Origin of the sequence: Leptospira perdikensis (assembly GCF_004769575.1) — a bacterium.
GTDB lineage: Bacteria > Spirochaetota > Leptospiria > Leptospirales > Leptospiraceae > Leptospira_A > Leptospira_A perdikensis.
The window spans coordinates 141,231-168,197 of record NZ_RQGA01000017.1 but is presented as its reverse complement, the minus strand read 5'-3'; the positions used below and the strand labels follow the sequence as shown (position 1 = coordinate 168,197).

The window sequence follows — 26,967 nt, the reverse complement described above, 5'->3', positions numbered from 1 at the left end:
ATTCAGGGCGGGGTGATTATACCCTCAGTAACGCACGTTAAACTGCATATAACCATACCCCTCGCGAGCACTCTGGCCGTAACTCACTGAGGACGGGTTCAGGGGAATATAACCAAACTCTAAGGTTTCTTCATCTAGGCCTAAAATATAAAAAGTAGCTGCCGATACTAACATAAGTCCCATCATAATGACCATAGGTCCCCCTACCAACTGCCTATCCCTGCGGTTTTCCATTGGTAAAGTCCCGGCTACACGTTTCAAATTTTTAGCTTTTGACTCGGCATCATCAATGATCGAATTTTGAACTCCATACCAAAAGAAAAACTCGTTAGGGTTATTCTGATAAAAAGAGGAGATGGCACTCGCATTCACAAGTGTTACCTGAGACCGGGCCGCTGAATAAGCCTGCCTCGAAGCATAATTCAAATACACATAACTTGCATAAAACAAAAGAGAACCATACAATGAATAGGTGGCAAAATCTTTATACGTATGATCTAAAAAAACGTTTTGTTTATTTTTATAATAAACATCTGTTTTTCCCTCTCTCATCTGCACATCAACCACAACTTCTTCATTATCATGTGCATCCACTGCTCGAAAACTATCTATATGGCCTTCTTTTGAAATTCGTAATCGATTCATTCCCGAAGGAATAGCCAGATGACTTAAAGGTGTTTTACCTAAATACTGTATCCCCAAATAAACATCTGATTCTACATTTGAAGTAACTGTAATAAATGAATTACTCAATTTTAAAGAAAGTTGAACATCCAATAAAAAAGGTTTCCCTTTCTCTAACTGAATTTCTTGTTTATAAGGATGAAACCCTTCTTTGAAAACAAACAAAGACCTTTTACCAACGGGAAATTTTTTTCCAATTAAGGGAGTTTTTCCTAAATAAATCCCATCTAAGTAAACAAGGGCCCCCTCCTCTCCCGCCGCAGAAACTTCCACGGCAGTTGTATCTCTCCCTTGCAGTTTTTCCCTGATGGATTCTCCAAGAGGACCCATTTCTTGATATGCCCGAATGACAGAAGTTTTGTGTTCAAAAGGAATGGTTTTTCCTTCAAAGTCGTCGTAAAGAAACACCTTGGTGAATAGTTCATTATCCTTCACTTCAAAGGAACCACCAACAATATAATCACAATTTAATTTCGTAGCCAAACCAAAAGATTCATCTGGTGTAGGAGCCTTCCTATCCCATTGTTGTTTGATAGTGACTTTTATATAACGTGGATCTTTTTCTGGAGCTAGTTGCTTTTTTCCAGAACGTAAATCTTGTAAGTCTTTCTCGTCATTAATCTCTTTCTTTTTTCTTTTTACATTTGGAGATTCCGCATCTATCTTCTCTTGCAAAGTCAAAACAGGTGCATCTCCAAAAGAATGATACACTACATTGGATTTGGGATGTTCCACATAGGTATATTCTAAATTTCGAAGTTCCGAAAGTAAAACCGAAGGAATCCCTTTAATTAGGTATTCTTTTGTGGGATCAGGAGTGGTAGCAACAAAAGGAAATAAACATAAATTGCGGGACGATTCATAGACAACGCTCCCTTTGTAACTTTGGTTAGGGAAATTATAATAATCATCAATAGAATATAAGGGCAACGTATTAGATACAAGTCCCAAGATGATGAATAATGCTGAAATTTTATGTTTCATTCTTTTTTTGGTTAGATCCCAAAGAATACACCAAAGATAAAATGGCAACTATCGGAAGCAAAACGGAAACAGGTGACTTGTCAAAATAATCTTTAGAAAATGAGATCTGTTCTCCAAGCCCAGGCCCAGTATCACCAAGCGATGTCTGTATTCCCAAATAAGAAAACAAGGCTGTTGTCATCACAACTGCAGGTAATCCGGAAAAAAATAAAAAACCAAACATATCCCGAAGAGCAGGTAGATAATGCAAAAGAATGAGATGATAAGGTTTGGCACCCATGCAGAGAGATGCCGAAAGATAAGGGCTTTGTTTAATTTCGCGAATCTTGGCCGTGAGGGTTTCGTAAGACAATGCCCAATCCGCAACAAGAATCGCAACAAAAATCGCAAATGGATGGTTGGGTAAGAGACTCATTACAACTAGGGCAAATAATAAAGAAGGGATTGCGAGAGACACTGAAACAATTCCTGACAGAACCCATTCCGACCTTTTTGGAAAAAAAAGAGAAAGGGCGGACAGAACAAAGGACACAAAGAGAGTCAAAATTCGAGCGGGAACAACAAGAAGGATCGTGGAGAGAGATCCGTAACAAAATAAAGCAAAATTGTCACGACCCAATCGGTCCGTACCTGCCATAAATCCGGGAGAAAAGATTGGTAAATTGTTATTGGTTAGGTCTACGTTTACCGGTGCAGACAAAACAGTCACACCAACGAGAACCATTCCAAAAAAGAAAACCCTGATTAAGGTAGAAACAGATACCACCTTTAAACACCACCGGAAAAGAATCTTTGTAGATAGAATCCAAGACGATTCAAAACATAAAACAAAAGTCCCGAATACATAAGTAGTGTTGCTAGTAACTTCGTATCCATAGACTTAATCGAATAGTATAAAGACTTTCCAATTCCTGGGAAAAAGAAAATTTCCTCTACAATCATAGCTCCTGATAATAAAGATCCAAAATCTAATACCAAAAGTATCAGGGCAATCGGTAAGACTTTTAAGAAAATTTCTTTTCCAACAATATGACCCCAAGGATAGGATCTTGTTTGTAACAACTGTACATACTTCGAATCTGCTTCTTTACGAATTTCTGGCAATAAATACAAGGACATACGAGCATAAATACGAGAACCAAGAGCGATTCCAGGTAAAACTACATAGTAAGTGTTCCCCAATTCATACCCGCCAGGAGGAAACCATTCCAATCGATAAAAAAATATAATTAACAAGAGTATGGCGACTATGAATACAGGAGTAGATAAAATTAAATTAGAACTAACAGATACAAAATTGTATAACAATCCTGATCGAAAATATGTAGCAGCAAGGGAAAGTCCAAAAGCAAAAAGAGACCCAAAAAGAATACTAAAGATGGCTAAATGAAATGTGGAAAGAAAACGAGCGCCGATATGAGAATATACAGTCTCACCATTTTCAGTTTTACCTCCCGATTCTAAAATCAATGATTTCCAAAACTGAAAATAAGATGATAAAAAATCATTATCTTGATTTTGGATCGTAGTGATCCCTGCATCAGCATACAAATAGGATTTATCTTTTGTGTGGAATTCAGAAACAAAACTACTGATACAAGATAACAGCAGTAAAAAATACAGAAAACGGAAAACTTCCGACTTCACTGGATTAACTTTTGGAAAGGAATGCCTTTTGAATTTCTTCGAAATTTTTGGCTTTGATGAGTTTTTCTCTTTCTTCGGGAATGTTGAGTGTTTTTGCAATTAAAGCCAAAGTTTTGATATGATCCTGGAATTTGTTCTTCGGAACAATCAACATGATAAAAATTTGAACCAAACCGTGATCAAGTGCATCAAAGTCGATACCTTGAGGAGCAATTGCCATAGCACATTTCAACTCATTTACATAATGAACGGAACAATGAGGAATGGCAACTCCACTTCCAATGCCAGTAGACATAGACTTCTCCCGATTCATTAGAGAGGAAACCGTTTCCTCTTCATGACTAGGATCTAACGTTTGTGTGGCGACCATATGAGAGATCATTTTTCGAATGGCATCTTCTTTAGTAGATGCTTTAAAATCGAAAATGATATTTTTAGGGTCAAGAATCTCCAGAAGTTGATTCATATGGTATAACTTACTCCCACCTTTTCAAGATCGACTTATTTTCCAAGAAAAACCCTGACTAAGATGCCTTCTAAAAGAAAAAAAACAACCAAGACCAAAATCGCACTTATCCCCATTTTACCCACAAAAAAGGCAATGGGAAGTAAAATGGCAAAACTGAGCAAGGAAACATAATACGATCCGTAAAAATTCCGGCCTGGACTCATGTGTAAAAAGAAAGCAAGTGCAGAATAAGAAAGAATCCAATTAAAACCTAACTGGCCGGAACCAATCCCCCAAAGGGAAAACAAAAAAAGCCATCCCAGGAAAAATCCAAGTAAAACGGTTCTTCGAAACGATACCCAAGCAACACCCACAAGAACATAAATACCAAGACTATCGGCAAACGATAAATACTCTGTCCCCTTCCAAGGAAGATTGCTAAACCACGGGAGTGTCAAAGGAAGAATTGAATTCTCAAAAGAAATCCCAGTCCAGGAAGTGAGTTCCACAGGAGTCCGGAAGGAATATCCCAACAAAGAAAACACAGTGTCCCAAATCAAAACAAAGAAGAAAACCAAACTAAAAATAGGAACTCGTAAAGAATACTGTTGGCCCAGAAAATAATGAACCACCATCGCAAAAACAAAGGATACCGGTAACAAAATAGGATGTAACCAAGTGGTTGGTAAAACAAGAAAAACAAGGATTAATTGCGACAATAACCCTAACCAATATGGTGATTGGTTGGCCCGAATCGAAAAACCAAAATAGATTAATGTGAGTATAGAAGTGATAACAATTGGTAAAACAGGAATTGGTACTACATGCGCCAATGAGTATCCAAGAAAACCGATTAAAGTCAAAAAATAAAAGAAATCAGCAAATATCTCTGAGGATTTTACCCCCCAACTATTTTCAGATAGAATATAAAGGTTTTTTAGCATATTGTAACGGTAGTTAAACCACAACTCCTTCAATTCGTTTCCGAATATCAATTCCGGAAGGACAATATACAGTACAGATTCCGCAGGATACACAGAGGTTCTTTTCAAACTCTTCAGTTTTCCCTTTAATCAATTGAACGGGATTTGCATGAGTAGGACAATAGTTGTTACATTCCATACAATCGATACAACTGAATTCTTTTCTAGAAGCGGGTAGTTTTTCGTATAAAGTAATGGAGTAGTGTTCGTAAATATTAAAGTAACCAAGAGAACCTACATCCATAGGTTTTACTTCTTCAAATACAGTTTCAAAAGAAGCAATTTTATATCGTTTGTCTAGGTTAGCAGGAATGAAGGCCAAAGCTTGACCATTGGTTAAAAAAAACTGACGAGGTTCTACATCCATTCTTCCTTTACGATCCACCAGAAAAACGGCAAGATGCCTTTTCGTAAAAGGTTCGTTATAGTATAACTTTCGTAAAATATGAAAGATTGTTTCAGCACCTAAAAACAAAACATGATTTTGGATTAAAGATTTTCTAGTTTTATCAACAGACTCATGGAATTGTTTGTGCAAAAAATATTCTGGAATTCCATCGGGATGTTCAAAATTCAAAGTGGGAACTTCAAAAAAATTGGATACTTCAGCTTTCGGAAATACTAATTGTAATAATTCAATAAATGCTAAATACGCATCTTTCATATCCCGAAGGATCATTTCCTCAAAGTTTAAATGTTGGTATCTACAAAATGGTGATAAAACAATTTTGAACGCCAAATCTTTGTTAAATTTTTGAAAGTAATCCTTTAGAGGAGTTTCCATCAAATCCAAAGAATACAAAGCACCTTCATCAAAAGACTCAAGTAGAGTTCCAAAATCATATTTTTTGAAATGATACGGGGAGGTAGTCGACCAAGATCCATCTTGTTTGATCTGGAAGTACTTTTGGTCTGGAGTTAAATTGGCAACTCCATTGACAGGAGCAAGCACCTTCATCCCGTTATGTGCAAGCATAACTTGACCGTGGGTAACTCGAGTGGGATAGGAATCAGAGAGAACGCTGCCCGCAGGAACGGGGATCAGGAATTGACCCTGAATCGTCCGTTCTTTTTTGTTTTCAGTTTTGTGAAGTTTGCGAGCGAAGGCGCGAGGTAACCTGGGGAACAACACGCCGATAATAATTTAGACGGCTTTCACCATGTAGATTTCGTCTTTGATTGGGAGTTCTTTTTTCAAGTTCTTGATATAAGGTAGAATCTCGCCCATTTCTTCATAATACTCGCAGTTGGTTTGCATACGACGAGCTACAGTAAAGTATTTATAAAGTTTTTCTTCACCGGAACGTTTTGACCATTTCTTCTTGTTACATTTGACTCGAAGAATGTATTTATCTTGCTCCGATTCGTATTGGCGAACGACAACACAATGCAAACAGTTCGCGCAGTAGACTTTTTCACTCATGGATGACCCCTGAACCTAGGTTGAATTTACAGCTTTTTGGAAGGAAAGGTTTCGTCAAGTAAGTACCATCGCTCTTCCTAAGCGACGGCACGAAGTTCCTTTTCTGCTTTGGTCGCTGGTTTGAATTTCCAGAACGACTCTGCTACAGAAAGGTAAGAGACATAGAAAAAACCGATAGAATAGAGAACCATAAACCCGATCATATATGGTTTTCCGACCATAAAGGAAAGGTAGATGCAAAATACACAATAGGCACCCATAAAAAATTCAAGGAAAGCACGGTAATCAACAGGAACCACATATTTGATTTTGTCCTGCAAACTATCTCCTTCTTTCTCAATGCGGAGTTTTGGAGTGCGTTTGAAACCTGATTGGACGCCAAAAACAGCTTCCACCCAAGCGTAAGTGTTCATCACGGCAATGCCTGTTCCGATCATCACAAGGATAGGAAGGTAAATCAGTTTGGATTTCCAATCTTTGTGGATTTCTCGTTGAGAATATGCGTAAAAAATAACAGGTCCCATCGATCCGATGGAAAGAACGGCTGCAGATCCAAAAAGAATTTCCATAGGGAGGTCATCCATCTTAAATCCCGCCCAAAATTCCATAAGGAGGAGAGGAGCGGTGAGAAGGATATTGATGATCATGAGAGGATGAACAGAATAATTGATTAAGTGAGTGATCGCCTCGCCTTTGATTTTCCAAGATTCATTCGATTTCCAAATGCGTGGGATTAGCTTCACAGCAGTTTGGATAGATCCTTTGCACCAACGAAATTGTTGTGCTTTGTATGCGTTCATTGTCGCAGGGATTTCTGCCTTACAAACTACATCTTTGATATAACGGAATTTCCAACCTTTGAGTTCAGCACGGTAAGAAAGATCAAAATCTTCCGTGAGGGTGTCGTGTTCCCATCCACCTGCATCTTCAATACAAGAACGTCTCCAGATCCCGGCAGTTCCATTGAAGTTCATCCAAAGGCTTGCCCCGTTTCTTGCGACCTGTTCGATCATAAAATGACCATCGATTCCAAAACTTTGTGCTTTGGTTAAGATATTATAAGTTTCGTTGATATGGCCCCAACGAGTTTGAACCATTCCTATGGATTCATCATCAAAATATCCCATAGTGCGAAGGAGGAAATCGGAGTCTGGTGTAAAGTCAGCATCAAAGATCGCAATATAATCCCCTTTTGCTTTTGCCATCCCTTCATCAAGAGCACCGGCTTTGTGGCCTTTACGGTTGGTTCTGTGAACGTGTTCGATCCAAATTCCTTTTTTCTTGTACTGAGCTACAAGTGTTGCGACCTTTTCAATGGTTTCATCAGTAGAATCATCAAGGACTTGGATTTGGAGTTTTTTTGCAGGATATTCGAGGTTACATGCGGATTCGATCAATCGATCTACAACATAAAATTCATTAAAAATAGGAAGTTGAACCGTAACCGTAGGAAGGTTTTTATCCTTTAAAGAAAGGAGTTTGGTTTCATCCTCCGCACAATTTTGTTTGTATCTGCTATACAGAAACACCATAAGGTAGGTGTGTAACCCGAAGTAGAAGAGAACCAAAATATCAAAGCCGTAAAGAACCAAAAAGGATATAGATAAAAACGTCAGCATAGTTATAGTCAAAATCGGCACATGGGGCGTTTTGGTCAAACATTTTGTGCACCGCCAAATAAAATTAGATTTTCTTTAGTTTGCGAATGTGGCCTATCCAACATCTTTGGTAGCAAATTCTATGGATTCTCAATGGAAACGTTTCTGGGAAACCGGCCTATTCCCCTCACTCGAGTTTAGTCTTAGCCTTTCGATCGGTTATGTGCTTTCTCTATTCTTTTATGTAGCCGGATCTGAACTTGCGCTGATCGACCGAACGGATACGGCCTATCCCGTTTTACAAATACTTCTTGTAGTTTCATTTTCTGTTGGGTTCATTTACAGAAAATACAAACAAACGTTACCTGTTGGTTTGGCAATTGCAATACTTGTAGTAGCCATTCTCCAAATCTTTTGGTTTCTCCGAGCTAACTCTGCAGAGTTTCTAATCGATTATATTTTTTCCTTTGAGTTGGTTTTATTAAGTGGAATTCTCTCTGCATTTTCAGTGGGTATTTATGGGGGATCATTACGTGATTTTCGTTTTTTAAGTTTTGCGCTCGGAGTGACGGCCTTTACTTTTTATTCTTTATTTGAACCCAACCAAAACTACTCCATGAAGGTTTTGTTAGCAGTTCTTTACATCTTATTATCTTTGTATTTGATTAATAGTCTTGTACAAAGAAATCCCTACTCTAGCAAATTTTACAAAATCCGCTCCAAGATCGGCAAACATCCGCTATTTGCACCATTTTATCGATCTGCATTATCACTGCTCATCTCCTATTGTATTTTACATTTATATTTCCAACCCGGCCCTAAAATACCACTGATCTTATCTGTGTCATTTTCTGTGATTTTCGGTAGAGTTTTGTCCCTACTTGGAGGTTTAAGAAAAGAAACAAAAGCTGTATTTTTGATTGGAAGGGTTGCCCTTCTATTTGCATTTTTCTTTTTTATCTACCAAACCTATTGGAGTTCTTTCTTCATTGCACTTTGTATCATCACAGGTTCGATTGTGGGATTTTTTAAACCAAATAAAACAGCATATAAAGAATATATGTTCATTGGGTTAGAAACTAGTATTTATCTTGGCCTTTCTTTTTTGTTATACTTTTGGAACCTACCAATGGGAATCCGAACCGTCTCAGCGCTGTTATTCGTTCCAGTATTAATGTATCCATACTTAATGCAAAAACATATCGTAAGATTGCCAAGAATTTTGATGTTGGTTATGGCGACCATTATCGTATTACTTTTCTTTTCACCACCGACCATTAGAACCAACTCCCCATTTTCAAAAAAAGAAATCTTTGATCCGATTCCTTTTGCTATTACGAATATAGCCTTCAATGAAGAGGATTATATTTTTTACAAATCTGTTTTACCTTTTGAATCCAATCCTTTTTTGCCTAAACGTTCTGAAATCAAAGGGAAAACCGTAGTTTTAGGATTAAGCTCCAACCAATCACAAATCATATCGTATATAGAAAGGTTAAGCCAAGAACAACATCCATTTCTCATTCTTACAACTAGAAACAAATCTAACCAATTCCATCATATCAACGCACTTTCTCTTTTGAGTAGAAAGTCTTATTGGAATTTCGACATTTACTATCCGAGTTATTTGGAATCAAAAATTGGATTTTCGACTGCTCTCCCTGCGGATTGGAAATTCAAATATTTTGCAGAGAAACTGGATAATGCGTCAACCATGGAAGTAGTTGCGACATTAGATTCTATATTAAAATATTCTTCCGGTGACTTACGAAAGGATGCTTTAGAGATCAAACATCTATATTATGAATCCTTTGCCGAATATGCGAGATTTTATCATAACATTGGACAAAACAAACTAGCATTAGATGCCATTGCCGTTGCAAGAAAATTTGAACCTCCCAAACCAGATTTGCTGCGAATTGCTTTTAATAGTTTAAAATTCACAACTCCGGAAGCAGAATACATTCCGATCCTTGAAGATCTTAGTGCCGATTCCGAGTTTCAAGAATTTGCATGGAACTCTTTGATTCCAATGTTTGAATCCTTAGGAGATTGGAATCATGCACTTCTTACAATGAGTTCCTTGGAAAGATTTTATAGATCAAACAATCAAACTGATCAAGCCAACGAGCTAGAGTTAGCTCGAGTTCGACTATTTATCAACCAAGAAAATTGGAAAGAAGTAGAACCGATCATTGCAACCAGGATGAGAGAAAATCCGGAGTCAGTGATTTGGGAAAGATTAAAAAATGAAGTTATAGAAAAAAAAGATTCACTTCGAAGGTTGAGCACTCGACCTGATGTGAGAGAGGCAAGAATCCAATGATCCATTCCACAATTCTCGGAATTCTCGCGGCCGTTTTATCGGTCTTTGTTGCTATTTTGATTGAAGGGGCTTCTTTACGTTCCTTCTTCCATTTACCCGCAATGTTACTAATCGTCGGTGGAACGTTAGGTGCCACTTTTGCATCTTATTCGATTTCGCAAATCACCAAAGCTGTCAGAGATACAAAGTTTGTACTTTCTAGAAAAAAAGAAACAGATCTAAAATTGATCTTCTTTCGATTTTGGGAAAAGGCCAGAAAAGATGGGTTGTTGTCTTTAGAAGATGAAGCAAAAAAACTAGACAATCCTTTTTTACAAAAAGGAATCCAATTGATTGTGGATGGATCTGATCCTCGAACCATTGAAGAAATACTATGGGAAGCTCACGAAGAAGAAGAAAAGAATGATTTAAAATCAGCAAAAGTATTTGAAACTGCAGCAGGATTTTCTCCAACCGTAGGAATTATCGGAACTGTGCTTGGCCTTGTGACAGTTTTGGAAAATTTAGATGGTGGCACCAAGGTTCTTGGACAAGGGATCGCTACAGCATTTATCGCAACCTTTTACGGAATTTCTTTTGCTAACTTAATTCTACTGCCTATTTCCAACCAAATGAAAGTGATCGCAAAACAAGACAGTAACGAACGACAAGCCATCATGAGAGGAATTTTATCTCTTCAGTCAGGTGAAAACCGAAGGATTCTTGCAGAACGCATTGATCCCTTTGTTAAGTATTAAAATTTAAACATTGGATTCAGGCTTTATACAGAAAAGTTGATGGATTTTTTCATCCCGGAAGTCCGCTGGAATTGATTCCTTGGTACGATTTGTACACTGAAATCCTCGTTGAGTCCATTCTTCCTCTGCCACTTCCATTTTGAATTTTCTAAAGTTGGTAGAAAACCAAATTTCACCATTATCGGTTAAGAACTTTGTTAACAATAACAAAAGAAGATTTCTGTGTTTGGTTTGAACATCCCACTCTTCTCTCATTTTTTTACTATTAGAGAAAGTTGGTGGATCAAGAAAAATTAAATCATAACGTTCTCTGTTTGGATTTTTTGTTTCTTCTTCCATCCACTGTAAAATGTCAACATTGATGATTTGATGGTTTGTTGACTTAAACCCATTGTGTTCCAAATTTTTCAAAGCCCAATCACAATATGTTTTGGAAAGATCTACGCTTTTTGTTTTTTTGGCTCCACCTGACGCAGCATAAACGGAAAAAGCTCCTGTATAAGAAAATAGATTTAAGACTGATTTATCCTGAGATGCCTTTCTGATCCAATCTCTCGTGATTCGATGATCTAAAAATAGTCCCGTATCCAAATAATCAGAAAGATTGGTTCGAAATTCCAAATCAGATTCTTTTACCCACTCAAAGTTTCCTTCAATCGATAATTTATCGTATTGGTCTAAACCTTTTTGTTTTTTCCGTCTTTTTAAAAATAAATGTTCTTCATCAATTTGAAAAACATCACGAACAATGGAGGCAATACGATCAAAACGTTCATCGTGTCCATCTTCTGCTTGAAATCGTAAGGAACTTTTATCGTATAAAACAAAACCACTGGGATAACGATCTAAAATACAGGATACTTGTGGGATGTCTTCCGAATAAATTCGGTAACATTCAATGGATTCTCGTTTTGCCCATTTTTCGCGTTCCTTCTTTAGTTTGCGGAGGCGGTTTTCAAACATGGTAAGGGCACCAAATCCCCGTTCGGTCATGGAATTTCCTTTATAGCGGAGGTTGGGAATTTTTAGGTAGATGTCCCCGCCCTATCTAGATTGGGTGGGGTTATCCACCCGCCACCCAATACGCTCCATCTACCACGACCCGCCGAAAAAGTCCTTCATAAATCAAAATCCAAATGATTTTTTTAAATTCAGTTCGTGTTTTTGATTGGTTGAAGAGAGATCACAGAAAAGACTGTCGGCTATGTCCACTAAAGATACCACCTTCATATATTGTGACGGTAGTTCCCGCGGAAATCCAGGCCCAGCAGCCATTGGTGTTTCCTTCCAAAACAATGATGGAATTGAATTTTTTTCTTTATCAGAAAAAATAGGAAACGCCACAAACAATGTTGCTGAATGGCAGGCCTTGTATCGAGGAATGGAAGAAGCAATCAAACAAAACTTACAAAAAATAAAGTTTAGATTGGACTCCGAATTAGTCGTCAAACAGATGAAAGGTGAATATAAGGTAAAAAACAAAGACCTCCTTGTTTTTAAAAACAAATGCGAATCTTTAAAGTCTTCATTTCAAAACTTTGAAATCCAATACATTCCGCGTGAACAAAATGCAAGAGCTGACCAATTGGCAAATATCGCACAGGATACAAAAAATTGATCTTACGAATTCAAAGGAGTCTGCTGTCTATCTTTGTTTTAGTAATCACTTTATCAGATTGTCAAAAATCAGCTTCTCGCCAATTGGATGACTTATTAGATTCTGGATCTTCTTTCACATCAGCAACCTTCTGCGAAAAAAACAAATCTCAATTGATCGAAAGAAAAGAAGACTGTGAAAAGGTCACTAAGTTGGCGCAGGAGGAAATCGATACAATTCTGAATCGAAGGTTAGATTTAGGAATTGCACCAGTGATTGTGGAAAAAAACAAAGGAAAGGAAATTGAAGAATTTCTTCAAGTCCACACTCGAATGGGAATTCGTTATTGGGAAATCTGGAAAACCAACGTTATTTTAGAATAGACAATCTCCCCCCATCGCAGGATAAACAAATCATGGCTGGAGATCCTTCTCAAATACTAAAAAAAATCGGACTCAAAGTAACAAAAAACCGAGAACAAGTTTTGTCCATTCTCCAGGGATCTCCTAGACCTTTAAACCACCAGGAAATCATGGAAAAACTTCCCAAAGAGGAATCTTGGGATCGTGTCACCATCTACAGAGCCTTATCCGATTTAGAAGAAAAAAACCTCTTAAACTCACTCCACTCTACCGATCGAGTCACCTATTTTGAGTTAAAGTCTGATGGGAACCATATTGTCTCAAAAGCACACGGCCACCTCATTTGCAACAATTGCGGTAAAATTGAATGTATAGATGATCCTTGGAACGGAATTCCTTCCGCCAAACAATTGAAAGGTTTTTCTACAGAATCAGTTGAAATTGTTTTCAGAGGCAAATGTAGAAATTGCCAATAGACATTCAATCTCTAGTCCCGAACAACTACCTAAATCATCTACATCAAATTGACTCCGTATTGAAAGGAGCAGGTTACGAATGTTATCTTGTTGGTGGCTCTGTGCGTGATTTGGCAATGGGCAAAATTCCAAAAGAATACGATTTAACAACAAATGCAGAGCCAAAACAAGTAAAACGTTTATTTCGAACTGTCATCGATACTGGAATTGAACATGGAACGGTTACGGTTGTTTTAGACAGAATCAATTATGAAATCACAACATATCGCATAGACAAAGATTACACAGATGGGCGGCGCCCCGATCATGTTGAATTCGGTACAACACTCTCTGAAGATTTAAAACGAAGAGACTTTACGATGAATGCACTTGCTCTCGATATACAAACAGGACTTCTTATCGATGAACATTTTGGTCTGAAGGATATCGAACAAAAAACAATTCGCACCATAGGCAATCCGATCAAACGATTTACGGAAGATGGTTTACGTCCCATTCGTGCATTACGATTTGCGAGCACTTTAGATTTTTCAATTGAACCGGAAACCAAAAAGGCAATTCAAGAAACAAAACAAATCACAAAAAAAATATCCTTAGAACGTTTTCAAGATGAAGTTTTAAAATCCTTTTTAGGTCCGAAACCATCGCGTATGATACAACTTTTGGCTGAGGAAAGTATCTTCCAAATTTTTCTTCCGAATCTGCCGAACCAATTATTTCCGAAAGATGGTATTTTAGAAAGATTAGATCAAACTTCCAAAGATTTAACAGGTCTGCAATTGGCATTGGCATTCTATGCACTGTTAAACGATGTTTCACTGAAAGAATTAGAAATCATTTTAAGGACATTAAAATTCTCTGGTATAAATACCAAAGATTGTTTATTGTTCTTTGAATTTTTAAAAAAATGGGAACAAAAACAAAACTTTACCGATATCGATGAGTTTGTCTTCAAGAAAGAATATTTAGCGCCAGTTAAGCGGCACTTTCAAACTCGACTCTCCGTTGATACCGAATGGATTCAAAAACTCAATCCCATATTCGGACCAGCGACTTCAGAACTGACTCAAATCTGGGGACAAAATCCCCCTCTTCTCCTTGCAGATTTGAAAATCAATGGCAATCATTTGGCAGAATCTTTCCCTGACTTGGCAAAAACTAACTATGGAACCGTTCTAAATCAGCTTTTAGATCTTGTCCTACACACGCCTAAAGAAAATGAATATTCTGGACTATTACGTCACTCTGCCCAAATAATAGGCAATTTGATCAAATAATTTCGTTTCTTGCTCAAACGAGAGGTTCAAATTGTTCTATTATTAATCAAAAACTCATTTTTTTTTCAATGATAACCCATTCAAATACAGCGTTTCTCTTTTTTCTTCCCTAGCTACCCAGTTCCGTCGTCAACCTGGTACACAACTTGCACAACAAGTTCACATAGGAGAATGGCAAATGAGAAATAAATACACTCTGTTGGCGACGATTGTTGCTACCTTATTTTCCCAGGCTTCCCTTTTTGCTCAGGATAAAAAGGAAAAGGATAAGTCTTGGTATGAGTTGGTAAATTTTTCCGGATATGTGGACGTATACTATAACTATACTACAAACAACCGGCAAGGGGCTACCCAAGATACAGCGGGAACTTTCCACACTTACAACAAGCAGTTTGCTGTAAATGCAGTGAAACTCTCGATGGAGAAGTTGGCGGATAAAGAAAGTCCATGGGGTTTCCGTTTAGATATGCAAAACGGACAGAACAACATGTACCAAGAACGTCCGTATCAAACAACAAACTCTCTTCATAATATGCAGTTGTTACAACAAGCTTATGTTTCAGCATACTTCCCGGTTATGAAAGGGTTGACTGTTGACGTAGGTAAAATGGCAACACATATTGGATTAGAGCTTCTTGACTCAAAGGATAACATCGCTTACACGATAGGTTACGTGTTCTTTAACACAATCCCATTTATCCATACAGGTGCGAGAGCAAACCTCCAAATTAATGATAGATTATCAACAGGTCTCTATCTTTATAATAGTGCCCAAGGAACTGGCTACACAGGAAACGGACAGCAATTTGGTTACAATGGATTGGCTCCTTACGGTGATGCAGCAGGTGGATCTAGTTTAACTAGCACTGCACAACATGCATATGCTGATGGTCCAAACCCTACAAGAGCGATTGGAACACAAGTAAAGTATGATGTAGTACCTGATAAATTCCAAGTAGTATGGAACACTTTGCAAGCCAACGATAACATCAAAGGTAGACAAACTAACTCTCTATACTATCTTGAACAAGCGTCCGGAACTACTTTCCCTAAACAGTCATCTTTTAAAACTGACCATTGGATGATCCAAAACTTGATTTTGATCTACAAACCTACTGACAAGTTGACTACTATCTTTGACTATACTTATGGTGAAAGAGCTGGTCAAACCAACACAGCAGCGTATGGTTACGAAGAAACTGGAATCACAAAAGCAAAGTTAGACACAGCTTTACCAGGACATGTGCCTGATTTGCATCCAGGTCTAGTAGCAGCTGGATTTACAAAAGACACAAGTTTCACTCGTCAAGACAAAATCAAAAGAGTTTACCAAACTTACCAACTCCAAGCGAAGTATCAGTTCACGAACTTCTTTGCACTTGGTTTCCGTTTTGAGTATCTCGATGACAAACGTTACGGTGGATCACTTGCTGTAAACCCTCCTCTATTTGCAGTAACTCCAGCAGACAGATACGACCTTAAATTCCAAGATTCTATTGGCGCAAGACCTGTGAGTAACTACGGACAAATCAAAACTCTCACTTTCACACCTACTTTCAACCTAACAGAAAACCTCCAAGTTAAAGTAGACTTAAGAAGAGATTGGGGTCCTGGACAACAATTCGTAGACACTTCCGGAAGACCGGCTTCCCACCAAAATGGTATTATCGTCGGTATGGTAGCGAAATTCTAAGGAGAAAATGATGAAAATGAATAAGAAATCCTTTAAATCTGGTTTAGTAGGAACCTCTTTGGCACTTCTTTTGCTGACCGGCATTGTCGGTTGCACAGAATCCGGTGCTAAAAAAGAAGATAACCCTACGGCTCTACTTTACCTGGTGAACAATTCTGCCGGTGTAAATGATGTTCAGAGGCTTTGTATAGCAGCTTATACGGCAGCTAACTCTTGTGTCGGTGGCAAGGAATACTTCAACGCTGGAACAGGATGCTCTCTCGTCAAATTGGAAGGAAAAACCACTGATGATTTAACTGCACTTAAAGATTGCGTTCTATCAAAAGTAAGTGATCCGATTCAACCATGTAATTTACCTCAGTTCACTTATGGCCTTGCGCAACAAGCCCTTGCAGGTGCTTTTGCAGCATGTAACAAAGCGTATACAACAACTGCCGGTGCAACTGTCGACTTGACCGGTTACTTGGTATACTAAGAAACCTTAAGTCAGGAGACATTCTCTCCTGACTACCTTCTTCTTTTTTAAATCCTTCCCTTCATATTATCGTTTTTAAATTCCTTTAACCGCATTTTTTCACCATAAAATTCATTTTATCGAATCTATCTTATAAAGGATGAGTCATTTAACAGAAGAGATTGTTGGTTCTGGATTTATGTTGAAATACCAAACCACAACAGTTTAGTTTTTTATTTGAACGGAACGACATTTAATGGAAGGAAAATCTTGAGGAAGGATTTACTTCCTCAAGATGACAAAAGATTTATGGTTTTTTATAATCTACTTTTTCAACAAAGTATCTTCGGAAGATTACTGTAATTTCTTTATCAGGAGGAGAGTCTCCAGAAAATTTGCTGATAGGTCTCTTGTACACCCAGTATTCTCTATCTCCTCCTCGTTTGATTTCGTCTGGATCACCGATATACCCTCTTACAAAATTTCCATTTTTACCAGGTAATGTATCTTTGATCTCTTGCCGAAGTTTCATGCCAGCAAGTTGTTCCTCTGTTAGCTGAGCTAACGCCTCTTCACGTTTTTCCTCTTCAGATTGCATGTCTTTTGCCGACTTTGACATAAAATCTCGACATTTCATTTCATCTTGAAAGGTCTTCATACAGTTTTCAAAAAGATTCTCTTGGTTTTTTACTTCCAAGGTGCGTGCGCAGGAAACTGCGACAAACATTAACATTAATATCAGGGATCTGTTCACAAACCCTCCCATTCTTTCCTCTATAAAATTAAATGATTGATTTATTGAATATCAATAATCGTTAGAAGGTAAGCGGATTTTTTTCATACATCTATATATGGATTCAATTTTATATGTCAAAATTTCTCTCTAAGTTTTCTATCCAAAGTCGACTCTTACTTCTGCCAATACCGCTCATTGTATCGCTATTCATCATTCTGCTTATTTTAGTACAGTCTCTAAATGGAACGATTGAATTTGCAAAAAAAGAACAATCAGGAATCCAAACAATCAAACCGATTTATCTCACTTACCGGGAAGGATTGAAACGATTCAAAATTGGAGAAGAAAATACAAAAGACTTATTACCTCTCCTTGAATTAGCAAAAAACAAAATCCAAGAAACAGAACTTTTACAGTTAGATACTAAAGAAATTACAGTCTGGAACCAATACAGTCGGATTACAAATTTTGACCAATCTACTTATAAAAATTTTTTAAACGATACACAAGAACTAGCACTCAAGGTTGGCGACTTCTCTAATCTCATTTTGGATCCTGAAGTGAATTCCTATTATCAGATGGAGATCATCTTCTTCAGAGTCCCGGAAATCCTGAAAAATATAGGTATTTTGAATGAAGTAATCCGTGAAGAGTATTTAAATAACAAAACAACACAATATTCTAGCGTTAGTTACACGAGAGCATTAATTTCAATTAACTCGATTGAATCTACGTGCACCGAGATTCAAAAATCATATACTAAATCGATTGAAGACCAGTCTCCTTATGTGGAGGAATTACAAATTGCAATAGAAGAGTCAAAAAAATCCTGCGAAGTTTATTTAGAGGAATTAAAAAAAACTTTTCTCCATTCTCAAATCAAACCAAAATCCTCAGGAGAACTTTTTTTATTGTTAGAAAAAGGGAATCAATTAGCTGGTAATATTCAAGATCGTTCTATTACAATTCTTGAGAAACTTGTCAACGATCGAATCCAATATTTATCTTTCCAAAGAAACATAAATATTTGTTTGGTTTTTAGTTCATTACTGATTTCTACTCTGTTTGTTGTTTTCATCTTTCGAAGTATCAACAAACCTTTGATAACAGTACTTTCGAAAGTAAATGAATTATCGAGTGGAGAGGCGGACCTCACTAAAACTCTTCCGAACTTTGGTTCCAATGAAATTGGGAAAATCACAAATTCTATTAATCTTTTTTTAAAAAACCTCAATCACATCATGAACCAATTAAAAATATCGGTGAGTGATTCTGAAAAAGTTTCCTATAAGTTAAAACAAGATGCCATTTCTGTTTCAGATAATGCTTCTTCTTTAGCCTCTATTTCGGAAGAATCAGCTGCATCTTTGGAGGAACTTACAACTTCTTTCGAAATAATGTTTCAATTCATTACAAATGAAACAAAAAACATTATAAAAATTACGGAAGAAATGAAAACGATAGAAACATCTATTTTTAATATTGAGAAAGCATTATCACAATTAACAGACCAATCCGTCACTTCGACCGACTTAGCCAATCTTGGGAACGTTTCAGTTCAAAACACAAATCAGGCTATGTCTGAAATTCGTTCCGTAACAAAAGAAATCACAGGAATTGTCGATTTAATTACAGAAATTTCAGAAAGAACCAACTTACTCGCATTAAATGCAAGTATCGAAGCCGCTCGAGCAGGGGATGCAGGAATGGGTTTTGCTGTAGTGGCCGAAGAAATATCCAAACTAGCCGATAAAACTCAAACCTCTGTTAAAAATATTAAACGACTCATTGATAAAAGTAATTCTGTGGTGAACATTGGAGCAAACCATGTCCATGAAACTGTAGATGCACTCAGGGAAATTGTTGAACAATCGAAAAGAATGCAAGTTGGTGTAGACCACTTAAAAGCAGAAATGACAACTCAAACCAATAGTTTGGTCAATGTTACAAACGAACTAAACGGTTTACAAGAAATGGCGGAAACTATTGAATTTTCAAGTCGAGAGCAGAAAAAAGCTTCTGAAGATATGGTGAACACAATCAATACCTTGTCAGGAAATGCGCAAGAACTTGCTAACAATTCAGAAGATTTAAACCAAGTGAGTCAAAAAATTGGAGAAATTGCAGGAACCATTGCAATGGTAACCAACTCTTTTCATACTCAATAGTGAATTGGGACGTTTGCGATAAACACTCCAAGTCAAAACATTATAAAATTTTCCACAAATTCATAAAACCAAATCTAAAAATAGGATTGCTGAATTAAGGGACCTTTCCTTGTTTGGTTTCTATGTTCTCATCTTTCTTTCGTTTTTTTTCAAAATTCCAATTAAATATAATCATTTTTTCCATAATTCAATTAACTATTGCTAGCTGTAATTACACTGATACTGTAAAAGAAAATGACTCACCTATAATGAATTGGATTACTTTATCTTTGATTTCAAATTACTCTTACATCACCGATTTACAAAGGAGTGCTAAAGAAAAGATAGGTATATTACCAAATTCAGCTCCTGGAGCAGAATCAGATAACCAAGCATTAATTAGCTTGGGAAACAAACTTTTTAGAGATAACAAACTGTCTTCTAATCACGTACAATCTTGCCTCACTTGTCATCCGATCGATGGTAATGCTGCAGGTATGGACAGGCAATCCACCTCAAGAGGAACATTTGGACAACTCGGAAAACGAAATACTCCCACAATTCTCAACGTTGGTTTTTTACCGATAATTTTTTGGGATGGTCGAAGAAATACATTGTATGAACAGGCCATTGATCCCTTTGTAAATCCGCTAGAGATGTCTTTATCTTCAGAAACAGAATTATTAACACGAATCCAAAATGACTCCAGTTATAATTCGTTTTTTGCCAATGCTTTCCCTGAATCTCCGACTCCGAGTATCCATGCAATCCGATTAGGACTTGTGGCATTTGAAAGATCCCTAGTATCAAAATCCAGGTTCGATGAATTTTTAGAATCGAACGTTCTCGCATTAAAAACTGATGAATTAAGTGGATTAAAAATATTTTTAGATGTGGGTTGTACAAATTGTCACAGTCAAAATCTCTTAGGTGGATCTCAGTTTGCAAAATTAGATACGACTCACTCTTACAATACAAATGATTTAGGAAGGTCTGAATTCACGGGAAACGCTACTGATCATTTTTTCTTTAAGGTTCCGCCTCTACGAAACGTAACATTAACAGCACCTTATTTTCACGACGGTAGTGTTTCTACAATCAAAGAGGCAGTTCGTCGTATGAATCTTTACAATCTGAACCGGTCCATTAGTGATTCAGAAATTGATTTACTTGTTTCATTTCTAAAAACCTTATCCGACAAAACAAAGACAAACTAAATGTATTGACAAAAAATATCGAGGTTGGGACTGTGACATTACCTTTAGGGAGGAAACAGGTGAAAGTCCTGTGCTGACCCGCAACTGTGATGCATACAACATAGCATAAACTATGTTAGATGATAAGCCAGATCTTCCCCGCAATTTTTTCTCGTGGATTGGGAACTTTGCACACTTACACATTTCTGTTCCAACAACAGATTTTGTAAAGGGGCCCCGAAGGTAAACTTGGGGCACCCGTATGGAAAAAACACTACTTACATATCTATCTATAGATTTTAAGATTTCTCGTCTTTTGACTTGGATAAACCTATTTCCTGTCCGTGTTCCCCTAAATTCAAATCAAGATTTAGGAGAATCTAAATGAAAACCTCACTTAAACTAACACTCGTGATGTTATCTACACTTTTTATCACTGCATGTGCAGATAATGGCAAAGTAGACAAATCGGAAGCTGACAATAATTTAGTATTAGGGTTATTGAAAACAGCAGAGGCATCTGCAAAAGAAGCAGGTCAAATTGAAATTAAAGGTACATACTTTCAAGCTAGCTGTTCTGCTGGAACATGTAGTACTCCTGGCTCCAACACCGTTTCTATCCAATCCAATTTCGGAACCACAACAGGATATTTGTACGTTGATTATGTAAATGGTGCAGGAACATCAACCTATCGAGTAAATGCAGAAATTGTTGAATTTAGCAATACAGATCGGGTGCTTTATTACAAACCAAAAAACAGTGCAAACATTTCGGCCTTGATATGGACGATTACTGCTGAAAATGAAATTTTAATTTGTGATGTATTTAACGGCAAACCAACATTAGCTGAAACTAAGACAGATCTAACTTCAAGAAAAGCATCGGGAACAGTTTATACAACAAATCCCAAAGCTGCAGGTTGCAATGGATCATTTGCATTTAATTTCTTAACTAAAACTTTTTAATATTAAAATTTTTGCCTTTATTCTCTTGGATAAAGGCAAATAGGAGACAATTCATGGGTCAGTTCCTAACAAAATCAAAACTATTCTTGTTCTTAATCACTTTGACTTTTTTGCAATGTTCTGAGAAAGAAAAAACTAATGACCTCATATTACCATTACTAGCACTACCGCTTGCAAATTCTTCTTCTGTGGGTCCATGCCCACCAACAACTTTACCAACTACTATCCCTATTGCAAATACAGTTGTCTCTGCTAATTCCAGCGTGAGTGGATTCAATAACTCATCTAAAGCAATCAATGGTATTTGTGGTGGTGGAGAGTTTTCAGGATCTTTGGATGTTTATGCATTAAATTTAACGGGAGCTGGAGCAACCATTATTTTATCCTGGGCAGGAAAGACAGTAAAGAACGTTACTGGAATTGATTTTATAGTATATGAAAATCCTTTTAGAGTTTCAGAAACTAGTGATCGATATGCCTTTGATCCAATGGTAGTTCAAGTTTCCTACGATGGAACCAACTATTGTGGATTTGATCTAAGTGGCTTTAATTCATCTGTAGCCGATAGTAATAAAATTTCTTCTTGGCCCGGATTTGGTGGTCTTCGGCCTGTTCTTTATAATATGGCCACTAAACCATTTACCTTAACTGAATTGTTTACATCTACAGGAAGTGGATTTTTGTTAGGTGGCGGTGATGGATTCAATCTTGATGATTTAATCGTTGGAGGACCTGGTGCCAATTGCGATACGACTGCTCGTTCTAATATTCAAACAAATGGTTTCAAATTTATAAAAATGATTTCTGCATCGGCAGTTACCAACCCCAATACAGGATCAGGATATGTTTACCCTCATTCATACGATAACGGCTCCGATATTGACGGTGTGGTTGCTAAGTCTATTGAATGAACGAATCCTAATCCATCAATGAAACTACAAAATCGAACTTAAAAATGAATGTATATTTTTTTCCTGATTCGGATTCAAATGAGGACTAAAATTTAAAAAATCCAACTCCCTTCAATGAGAGAAAATTCTCAAGTAAGAGTTGGATTTTTTCCTAAATAGAAGTAAGTTGATTACTTCTTTCTGCGGCTAGACTTTCTTTCTGATCCGCCACCAGAACTTGTAGTGGAAGATACCTGAGGTTTCGTTTTGTTGGATTTAATTTCATTCCCAAACATATCCACTTCCGCTCTCTGCTCCTCACCAATTTTTTTGTATTCTTTTGGTGAAGATTCATCTTGATTGCGATCTGAATCGGTGACTTCAATTTTTAATAAGAAAGAAACAACTTCGTTTTTAAGACTTTCCACCAACTGATCGAACATCTTAAAACCTTGTAATTTGTATTCAATCAAAGGATTTTTTTCACCATATCCAACAGTCCAAATTCCTTCTTTCAAATGATCCATTGCGTAAAGATGTTCTTTCCAACGATGGTCCAAAATATCTAAAAACACATTCCTTTCAATGGATCTCCAAACCTCTTCTCCTATGGAAGAAACTTTGAATTCATACAAATCTTTGACTAATTTTGATACAATTTCAAAAATCTTAAGCTGTGGATTCGATTCTTTTTTGAATTGTTTTGCATCAATATTTTCGTTGATACCTAAACTATGTAGCCACTCATTCAGCGAGTCCATCTCCCAAGCATCCACATTGTTTCCTTCACAATAAACAATGACTTGATTTTCAACAACTTCATCAAAAAAGTCTACGATGGTTCGCGACATGTTTCCTTTATCTAAAAGTTCATTACGAATGCCATAGATGTAAATCCTTTGACGGTTCATTACATCATCATACTCTAACAAGTGTTTTCTGATATCAAAGTTATGACCTTCCACACGTTTTTGAGCTCTGGCAATGGCATTGGATACCATACTATGTTCCAACTCTTGACCTTCTGGCATCTTGAGTGTATCCATAATACGAGCGATACGATCTGAACCAAAAATTCGCATTAGATCATCTTGTAACGATAGATAAAACCGAGAAGACCCCGGATCCCCTTGTCGACCAGAACGTCCCCTAAGTTGGTTATCAATGCGACGAGACTCATGTCTTTCTGAACCAATGATATGCAAACCACCGGCACCTATCACAAAGTCATGATCCACTTTCCATTTTTTTGCTTCGGTTAGAATTTTATTACATTCTTTTTTAACGCTCTCGTTACGGATCTCGGTTATTTTAGATTCGGCTTCTTCAAACTTTTGTTTGATTAAATGTTCCCGGAAACTATAAATGATTTCGATTTCCGCTTTGGCTTTGATACCCAAGGAGTCAGAAACTTCATCCAACTTTTCCAAATCTTCTTTATATTTAGGTGCACCACCGAGTACAATATCTGTTCCTCTACCTGCCATGTTGGTAGCAATCGTAATGGCTCCTGGTCGACCAGCATTAGCAACAATTTCCGATTCTCTCTCATGTTGTTTTGCATTTAAAACGTTATGCGCAATTCCATGTGAAGTTAAGAGTTTGGATAATACTTCAGATTTTTCAATCGAAATCGTCCCAACTAACACTGGTTGTTTTCTGGAAACCTTCTCTTGAATGTCTTTAACGACGGCATCAAACTTTTCACGTTCTGTTTTATAGACACGGTCAGGGTTATCTTGACGTTGGATCTTTAAATTGGAAGGAATCACAATGACATCTAAATTATAGATTTTTTTGAATTCTTCCGCTTCAGTATCCGCAGTTCCCGTCATACCTGCTAACTTTTTATAAATACGGAAATAGTTTTGAAAAGTAATGGATGCTAAGGTTTGTGATTCGCGAGCAATAGTCACACCTTCTTTTGCCTCTAAGGACTGGTGTAATCCGTCAGAATATCGCCTTCCCTTCATCAAACGGCCGGTGAACTCATCAACGATAATGACTTCGCCGTCTTGGACTACATAATCTTTATCTCTATAAAATATCTTATGTGCCTTTAATGCTTGTTGTACGTGATGAACAAGTTCAATGTTTTCAGCTTGATACAAGTTTTCAACACCCAATAACTCTTCCACATGATGGACACCTACTTCAGACAAAATTACATTTTTTGCTTTTTCATCAATTTCATAGTCTTCCCCTTCAATAAGTTTCGGGATAATTTTATTCACTTTGAGATATTTGTCTGTAGATTCTTCCGCAGGGCCGGAAATGATTAAAGGAGTCCTTGCTTCATCTACTAAAATCGAGTCCACCTCGTCCACAATTGCAAAGTTATGTTGTCTTTGTACACGATGTTCTTTATAACTCACCATGTTATCACGCAAATAATCAAATCCAAACTCGTTGTTAGTTCCGTAAGTGATGTCTGAATTATAAGCTTCTTTTCTTTCTTCGTGATCCATATCATGTTGAATCACACCTACCGTAACCTTTAGGAACTCAAACACTGGGCGCATCCAATTCGCATCTCGCTTCGCCAAATAATCGTTTACTGTTACAACATGAACCCCATCGTCGGAAAGGGCATTTAAATAAATCGGCAAGGTAGAAGTTAATGTTTTACCTTCTCCAGTTTTCATTTCAGAAATATTTCCCCAATGTAAAGAAATACCACCCATCATCTGCACATCAAAATGGCGCATACCCAAAGTTCGATAAGCCACTTCACGAACCGTAGCAAACGCTTCCGGCAAAACATCATCTAAAGTTTCTCCAGCCGCCAACCTTTCTTTAAACTTTATAGTTTGTGCAGATAAGGTTGCATCGTCCATCGCTTTGATTGAGGACTCAAAAGAATTAATAGCTTCTACAATTGGATTTAATCTTTTTAAATCCCTTTCATATTTACTGCCGAATAAAATTGTTAATATTTTTTGAAACATACCGAGTCCGTTATAAATTTATAATATTTCGAAATATTGTATTGGCAGTTTCTGCCATTACTTTCTGTTTACTTGCGATTTCAGAAAAATCACCTGTTCCTTTTGCGATAAACTCTTTGTGAACCGACTGCCAAACATTTAACATTTCTAAAGTTGGTTCTAAATGAGTTTGAAAAGCAAAAAGTTTGTTTTTATATGCGAACATCTGATTTGCATAATATTCACTAGCGAGCAAATGTTCTGCACCTACAGGGATATCAAAGATATCTTCATGAAGGTGAAAAGCAAGGATCGACTCTTTCTCTATTCCTTTAAAAATAGGATGTTCTGGTTTTAAAACTTGCAAATCGGAAAACCCCGTTTCAGGTCCTTTGGTTCCAGGGCGAACGTTCGCACCTAATGCCTTTGCAATGATTTGGGAACCCAAACAAATCCCGATGAGTTTTTTGTTTGGTAGTGCCACAACATTGTTTACAATATCATAATACGGTTTAAAAAACTCTTGTTCTGCAGGATCAGCAACAGACTGCGGACCACCTAACATAACTATCAAATCAAAATTCAAATGAATTTCAGGCATCAAATGGATCCGTTTATCATAAGCATTTTGATAACTAATCCTGTAACCTGCTTCGCGAAGTAAGGGTTCTAAAATCCCTGGACCTTCACAATCGATAAATCTTATGAATACTGCTCTCATAATGATTCCATTCCAAATTGATATCGAAAGAAATTGAACTTAGCATCTTTTCGAATGACATCTGCTGATGCCTGTTCCGAAATCGATCCTAAAAAATTATAATACAATCGCATAGGTTTAGTCACAAACAACATCGTCTCCGGTGTTCCAGTGATTAGCCCCCCTTCTTTAACGTGGAAAGGTTTTTTCATAAATACTATGGGAACTTGAATATTTCTATTTTTGACTTCAATATCCATTCTTTCCTTTGCCAACTTGTATACTTCACCAAACGGTCGATCGTCGGTAATATCAGGTACAATTTGGTAAGGATCCACAACCATGTATAAAGCTTTCGAAGGAAACTGACTTTGAATTTCTGCATGGAGGAGATTCAGTGCAGGAATTTCTTTCCAACAAGGAACACAATCTGGGGAGTAAACATTGAGTGCGATTTCTTCCTTTTCGAGTTTGGAAAAAGAAATTTCGGCACCACTTTCGGTAAGCCCGACCCAAGACTCCTCTCCAAAATAGGAGGATTTTGCTGGGGCACAACTAATGAGACATAAACTAACGATTGAGATGAGGGAAATTTTCATATAGCCCGTATGTTGGACGTTCCATTCCCATGGTTTGGACTACAAGAAGGCCTGTAAAGTCCGTTTTCGAACTTTCCCTTGACATCTGACCCCCACCCCTCAGGCTGGTCTAACATT

General features: G+C 37.2%; 25 protein-coding genes and 1 riboswitch. Of the genes, 12 read left to right on the top strand and 13 right to left on the bottom strand.

The features are described 5' to 3' along the window. Window positions 1-24 precede the first annotated feature (24 nt). From EHQ49_RS17505 to EHQ49_RS17470, 8 genes are all read right to left on the bottom strand, one after another. Entirely contained in the window at window positions 25-1,668 is a 1,644-nt protein-coding gene (locus EHQ49_RS17505) for a PEGA domain-containing protein (RefSeq protein WP_135581084.1), read from the bottom strand. After that, on the bottom strand, window positions 1,658-2,392 hold the full coding sequence (locus tag EHQ49_RS17500) for an ABC transporter permease subunit (protein WP_135581082.1): 735 nt from the start codon (window positions 2,390-2,392) through the stop codon (window positions 1,658-1,660). The genes EHQ49_RS17505 and EHQ49_RS17500 overlap by 11 nt, the downstream gene beginning before the upstream one ends. A 44-nt stretch (window positions 2,393-2,436) precedes the next feature. After that, entirely contained in the window at window positions 2,437-3,315 is an 879-nt protein-coding gene (locus EHQ49_RS17495; RefSeq protein ID WP_135581080.1) for an ABC transporter permease subunit, read from the bottom strand. Window positions 3,316-3,319: 4 nt separating this feature from the next. Then, entirely contained in the window at window positions 3,320-3,781 is a 462-nt protein-coding gene (locus EHQ49_RS17490) for a PTS sugar transporter subunit IIA (protein ID WP_135581078.1), read from the bottom strand. 35 nt (window positions 3,782-3,816) lie between these two features. Further along, entirely contained in the window at window positions 3,817-4,740 is a 924-nt protein-coding gene (locus tag EHQ49_RS17485; RefSeq protein WP_244241541.1) for a hypothetical protein, read from the bottom strand. After that, the gene (locus EHQ49_RS17480) at window positions 4,721-5,722 is read right to left on the bottom strand and encodes an ATP-binding protein (protein WP_135581076.1); all 1,002 of its coding nucleotides are present in this window, start codon (window positions 5,720-5,722) and stop codon (window positions 4,721-4,723) included. Before EHQ49_RS17480 ends, EHQ49_RS17485 begins: the two co-directional genes overlap by 20 nt. A gap of 168 nt (window positions 5,723-5,890) precedes the next feature. Then, window positions 5,891-6,169 carry a hypothetical protein gene (locus tag EHQ49_RS17475; protein ID WP_002973362.1) on the bottom strand — a complete coding sequence of 93 codons (279 nt, stop codon included), beginning with the start codon at window positions 6,167-6,169 and terminating at the stop codon, window positions 5,891-5,893. A 77-nt stretch (window positions 6,170-6,246) separates the two neighbouring features. Further along, entirely contained in the window at window positions 6,247-7,788 is a 1,542-nt protein-coding gene (locus EHQ49_RS17470) for a cellulose synthase family protein (protein WP_167483025.1), read from the bottom strand. A gap of 121 nt (window positions 7,789-7,909) precedes the next feature. Between EHQ49_RS17470 and EHQ49_RS17465 the strand changes: the two genes are divergently transcribed. Both EHQ49_RS17465 and EHQ49_RS17460 read left to right on the top strand, forming a co-directional pair. Beyond that, complete coding sequence (locus EHQ49_RS17465) at window positions 7,910-10,093, top strand: hypothetical protein (protein WP_135581074.1); 2,184 nt, start codon at window positions 7,910-7,912, stop codon at window positions 10,091-10,093. Beyond that, entirely contained in the window at window positions 10,090-10,830 is a 741-nt protein-coding gene (locus tag EHQ49_RS17460) for a motility protein A (RefSeq protein WP_135581072.1), read from the top strand. Before EHQ49_RS17465 ends, EHQ49_RS17460 begins: the two co-directional genes overlap by 4 nt. A 3-nt stretch (window positions 10,831-10,833) precedes the next feature. On the opposite strand, the gene EHQ49_RS17455 is transcribed toward EHQ49_RS17460, so the two are convergent. Then, window positions 10,834-11,823, bottom strand: coding sequence for a class I SAM-dependent methyltransferase (locus tag EHQ49_RS17455; RefSeq protein WP_135581070.1), 990 nt, complete (start codon window positions 11,821-11,823; stop codon window positions 10,834-10,836). 211 nt (window positions 11,824-12,034) lie between these two features. On the opposite strand from EHQ49_RS17455, the gene EHQ49_RS17450 reads away from it, so the two are divergent. From EHQ49_RS17450 to EHQ49_RS17425, 6 genes are all read left to right on the top strand, one after another. Beyond that, complete coding sequence (locus EHQ49_RS17450; protein ID WP_135581067.1) at window positions 12,035-12,448, top strand: ribonuclease HI family protein; 414 nt, start codon at window positions 12,035-12,037, stop codon at window positions 12,446-12,448. Next, window positions 12,445-12,810: a hypothetical protein gene (locus tag EHQ49_RS17445; protein WP_208732247.1), complete on the top strand. Its 366-nt coding sequence runs from the start codon at window positions 12,445-12,447 to the stop codon at window positions 12,808-12,810. Before EHQ49_RS17450 ends, EHQ49_RS17445 begins: the two co-directional genes overlap by 4 nt. Window positions 12,811-12,842: 32 nt before the next feature. After that, a complete protein-coding gene (locus tag EHQ49_RS17440) occupies window positions 12,843-13,265 on the top strand; it encodes a Fur family transcriptional regulator (protein WP_135581065.1) in 423 nt (140 codons plus the stop codon). Next, a complete protein-coding gene (locus EHQ49_RS17435) occupies window positions 13,256-14,542 on the top strand; it encodes a CCA tRNA nucleotidyltransferase (protein ID WP_135581063.1) in 1,287 nt (428 codons plus the stop codon). The genes EHQ49_RS17440 and EHQ49_RS17435 overlap by 10 nt, the downstream gene beginning before the upstream one ends. A 178-nt stretch (window positions 14,543-14,720) precedes the next feature. Beyond that, window positions 14,721-16,235 carry an outer membrane beta-barrel protein gene (locus tag EHQ49_RS17430; protein WP_135581061.1) on the top strand — a complete coding sequence of 505 codons (1,515 nt, stop codon included), beginning with the start codon at window positions 14,721-14,723 and terminating at the stop codon, window positions 16,233-16,235. A gap of 10 nt (window positions 16,236-16,245) precedes the next feature. After that, entirely contained in the window at window positions 16,246-16,710 is a 465-nt protein-coding gene (locus tag EHQ49_RS17425) for a hypothetical protein (RefSeq protein WP_135581101.1), read from the top strand. Window positions 16,711-16,996: 286 nt separating this feature from the next. Here EHQ49_RS17425 and EHQ49_RS17420 read toward each other — a convergent pair whose 3' ends face one another. Continuing rightward, window positions 16,997-17,347 carry a hypothetical protein gene (locus tag EHQ49_RS17420; RefSeq protein WP_244241539.1) on the bottom strand — a complete coding sequence of 117 codons (351 nt, stop codon included), beginning with the start codon at window positions 17,345-17,347 and terminating at the stop codon, window positions 16,997-16,999. A gap of 209 nt (window positions 17,348-17,556) precedes the next feature. Between EHQ49_RS17420 and EHQ49_RS17415 the strand changes: the two genes are divergently transcribed. From EHQ49_RS17415 to EHQ49_RS17400, 4 genes are all read left to right on the top strand, one after another. Next, entirely contained in the window at window positions 17,557-19,593 is a 2,037-nt protein-coding gene (locus tag EHQ49_RS17415) for a methyl-accepting chemotaxis protein (protein ID WP_135581058.1), read from the top strand. Window positions 19,594-19,841: 248 nt separating this feature from the next. Further along, window positions 19,842-20,789: a cytochrome-c peroxidase gene (locus EHQ49_RS17410; RefSeq protein WP_244241538.1), complete on the top strand. Its 948-nt coding sequence runs from the start codon at window positions 19,842-19,844 to the stop codon at window positions 20,787-20,789. A 4-nt stretch (window positions 20,790-20,793) separates the two neighbouring features. Beyond that, window positions 20,794-20,946, top strand: a riboswitch (cobalamin riboswitch). Window positions 20,947-21,152: 206 nt separating this feature from the next. Continuing rightward, window positions 21,153-21,734, top strand: coding sequence for a hypothetical protein (locus EHQ49_RS17405; RefSeq protein ID WP_135581054.1), 582 nt, complete (start codon window positions 21,153-21,155; stop codon window positions 21,732-21,734). Window positions 21,735-21,787: 53 nt separating this feature from the next. After that, entirely contained in the window at window positions 21,788-22,645 is an 858-nt protein-coding gene (locus tag EHQ49_RS17400) for an LIC_13355 family lipoprotein (RefSeq protein WP_135581052.1), read from the top strand. A gap of 170 nt (window positions 22,646-22,815) precedes the next feature. On the opposite strand, the gene secA is transcribed toward EHQ49_RS17400, so the two are convergent. From secA to EHQ49_RS17385, 3 genes are read right to left on the bottom strand one after another with little or no spacing between them, the layout of a single operon-like run. Then, window positions 22,816-25,572, bottom strand: coding sequence for a preprotein translocase subunit SecA (gene secA / locus EHQ49_RS17395; RefSeq protein ID WP_135581050.1), 2,757 nt, complete (start codon window positions 25,570-25,572; stop codon window positions 22,816-22,818). A gap of 10 nt (window positions 25,573-25,582) precedes the next feature. Further along, window positions 25,583-26,272: a type 1 glutamine amidotransferase gene (locus EHQ49_RS17390; RefSeq protein WP_135581048.1), complete on the bottom strand. Its 690-nt coding sequence runs from the start codon at window positions 26,270-26,272 to the stop codon at window positions 25,583-25,585. Next, on the bottom strand, window positions 26,269-26,850 hold the full coding sequence (locus EHQ49_RS17385; protein ID WP_135581046.1) for a hypothetical protein: 582 nt from the start codon (window positions 26,848-26,850) through the stop codon (window positions 26,269-26,271). Before EHQ49_RS17385 ends, EHQ49_RS17390 begins: the two co-directional genes overlap by 4 nt. Window positions 26,851-26,967 lie beyond the last annotated feature (117 nt).

Bases quoted from the DNA above. Each gene is read 5' to 3' on its own strand.
- EHQ49_RS17460 (WP_135581072.1), top strand. From the start codon at position 10,090: ATGATCCATTCCACAATTCTCGGAATTCTCGCGGCCGTTTTATCGGTC.
- EHQ49_RS17385 (WP_135581046.1), bottom strand. From the start codon at position 26,850: ATGAAAATTTCCCTCATCTCAATCGTTAGTTTATGTCTCATTAGTTGT.
- EHQ49_RS17465 (WP_135581074.1), top strand. From the start codon at position 7,910: ATGGATTCTCAATGGAAACGTTTCTGGGAAACCGGCCTATTCCCCTCA.
- EHQ49_RS17405 (WP_135581054.1), top strand. From the start codon at position 21,153: ATGAAAACCTCACTTAAACTAACACTCGTGATGTTATCTACACTTTTT.
- EHQ49_RS17400 (WP_135581052.1), top strand. From the start codon at position 21,788: ATGGGTCAGTTCCTAACAAAATCAAAACTATTCTTGTTCTTAATCACT.
- EHQ49_RS17420 (WP_244241539.1), bottom strand. From the start codon at position 17,347: ATGAAGACCTTTCAAGATGAAATGAAATGTCGAGATTTTATGTCAAAG.
- EHQ49_RS17490 (WP_135581078.1), bottom strand. From the start codon at position 3,781: ATGAATCAACTTCTGGAGATTCTTGACCCTAAAAATATCATTTTCGAT.
- EHQ49_RS17410 (WP_244241538.1), top strand. From the start codon at position 19,842: ATGAATTGGATTACTTTATCTTTGATTTCAAATTACTCTTACATCACC.
- EHQ49_RS17430 (WP_135581061.1), top strand. From the start codon at position 14,721: ATGAGAAATAAATACACTCTGTTGGCGACGATTGTTGCTACCTTATTT.
- EHQ49_RS17390 (WP_135581048.1), bottom strand. From the start codon at position 26,272: ATGAGAGCAGTATTCATAAGATTTATCGATTGTGAAGGTCCAGGGATT.
- EHQ49_RS17425 (WP_135581101.1), top strand. From the start codon at position 16,246: ATGAAAATGAATAAGAAATCCTTTAAATCTGGTTTAGTAGGAACCTCT.
- EHQ49_RS17505 (WP_135581084.1), bottom strand. From the start codon at position 1,668: ATGAAACATAAAATTTCAGCATTATTCATCATCTTGGGACTTGTATCT.
- EHQ49_RS17480 (WP_135581076.1), bottom strand. From the start codon at position 5,722: ATGCTTGCACATAACGGGATGAAGGTGCTTGCTCCTGTCAATGGAGTT.
- EHQ49_RS17450 (WP_135581067.1), top strand. From the start codon at position 12,035: ATGTCCACTAAAGATACCACCTTCATATATTGTGACGGTAGTTCCCGC.
- EHQ49_RS17415 (WP_135581058.1), top strand. From the start codon at position 17,557: ATGTCAAAATTTCTCTCTAAGTTTTCTATCCAAAGTCGACTCTTACTT.
- EHQ49_RS17500 (WP_135581082.1), bottom strand. From the start codon at position 2,392: ATGGTTCTCGTTGGTGTGACTGTTTTGTCTGCACCGGTAAACGTAGAC.
- EHQ49_RS17440 (WP_135581065.1), top strand. From the start codon at position 12,843: ATGGCTGGAGATCCTTCTCAAATACTAAAAAAAATCGGACTCAAAGTA.
- EHQ49_RS17455 (WP_135581070.1), bottom strand. From the start codon at position 11,823: ATGACCGAACGGGGATTTGGTGCCCTTACCATGTTTGAAAACCGCCTC.
- secA (WP_135581050.1), bottom strand. From the start codon at position 25,572: ATGTTTCAAAAAATATTAACAATTTTATTCGGCAGTAAATATGAAAGG.
- EHQ49_RS17470 (WP_167483025.1), bottom strand. From the start codon at position 7,788: ATGCTGACGTTTTTATCTATATCCTTTTTGGTTCTTTACGGCTTTGAT.
- EHQ49_RS17475 (WP_002973362.1), bottom strand. From the start codon at position 6,169: ATGAGTGAAAAAGTCTACTGCGCGAACTGTTTGCATTGTGTTGTCGTT.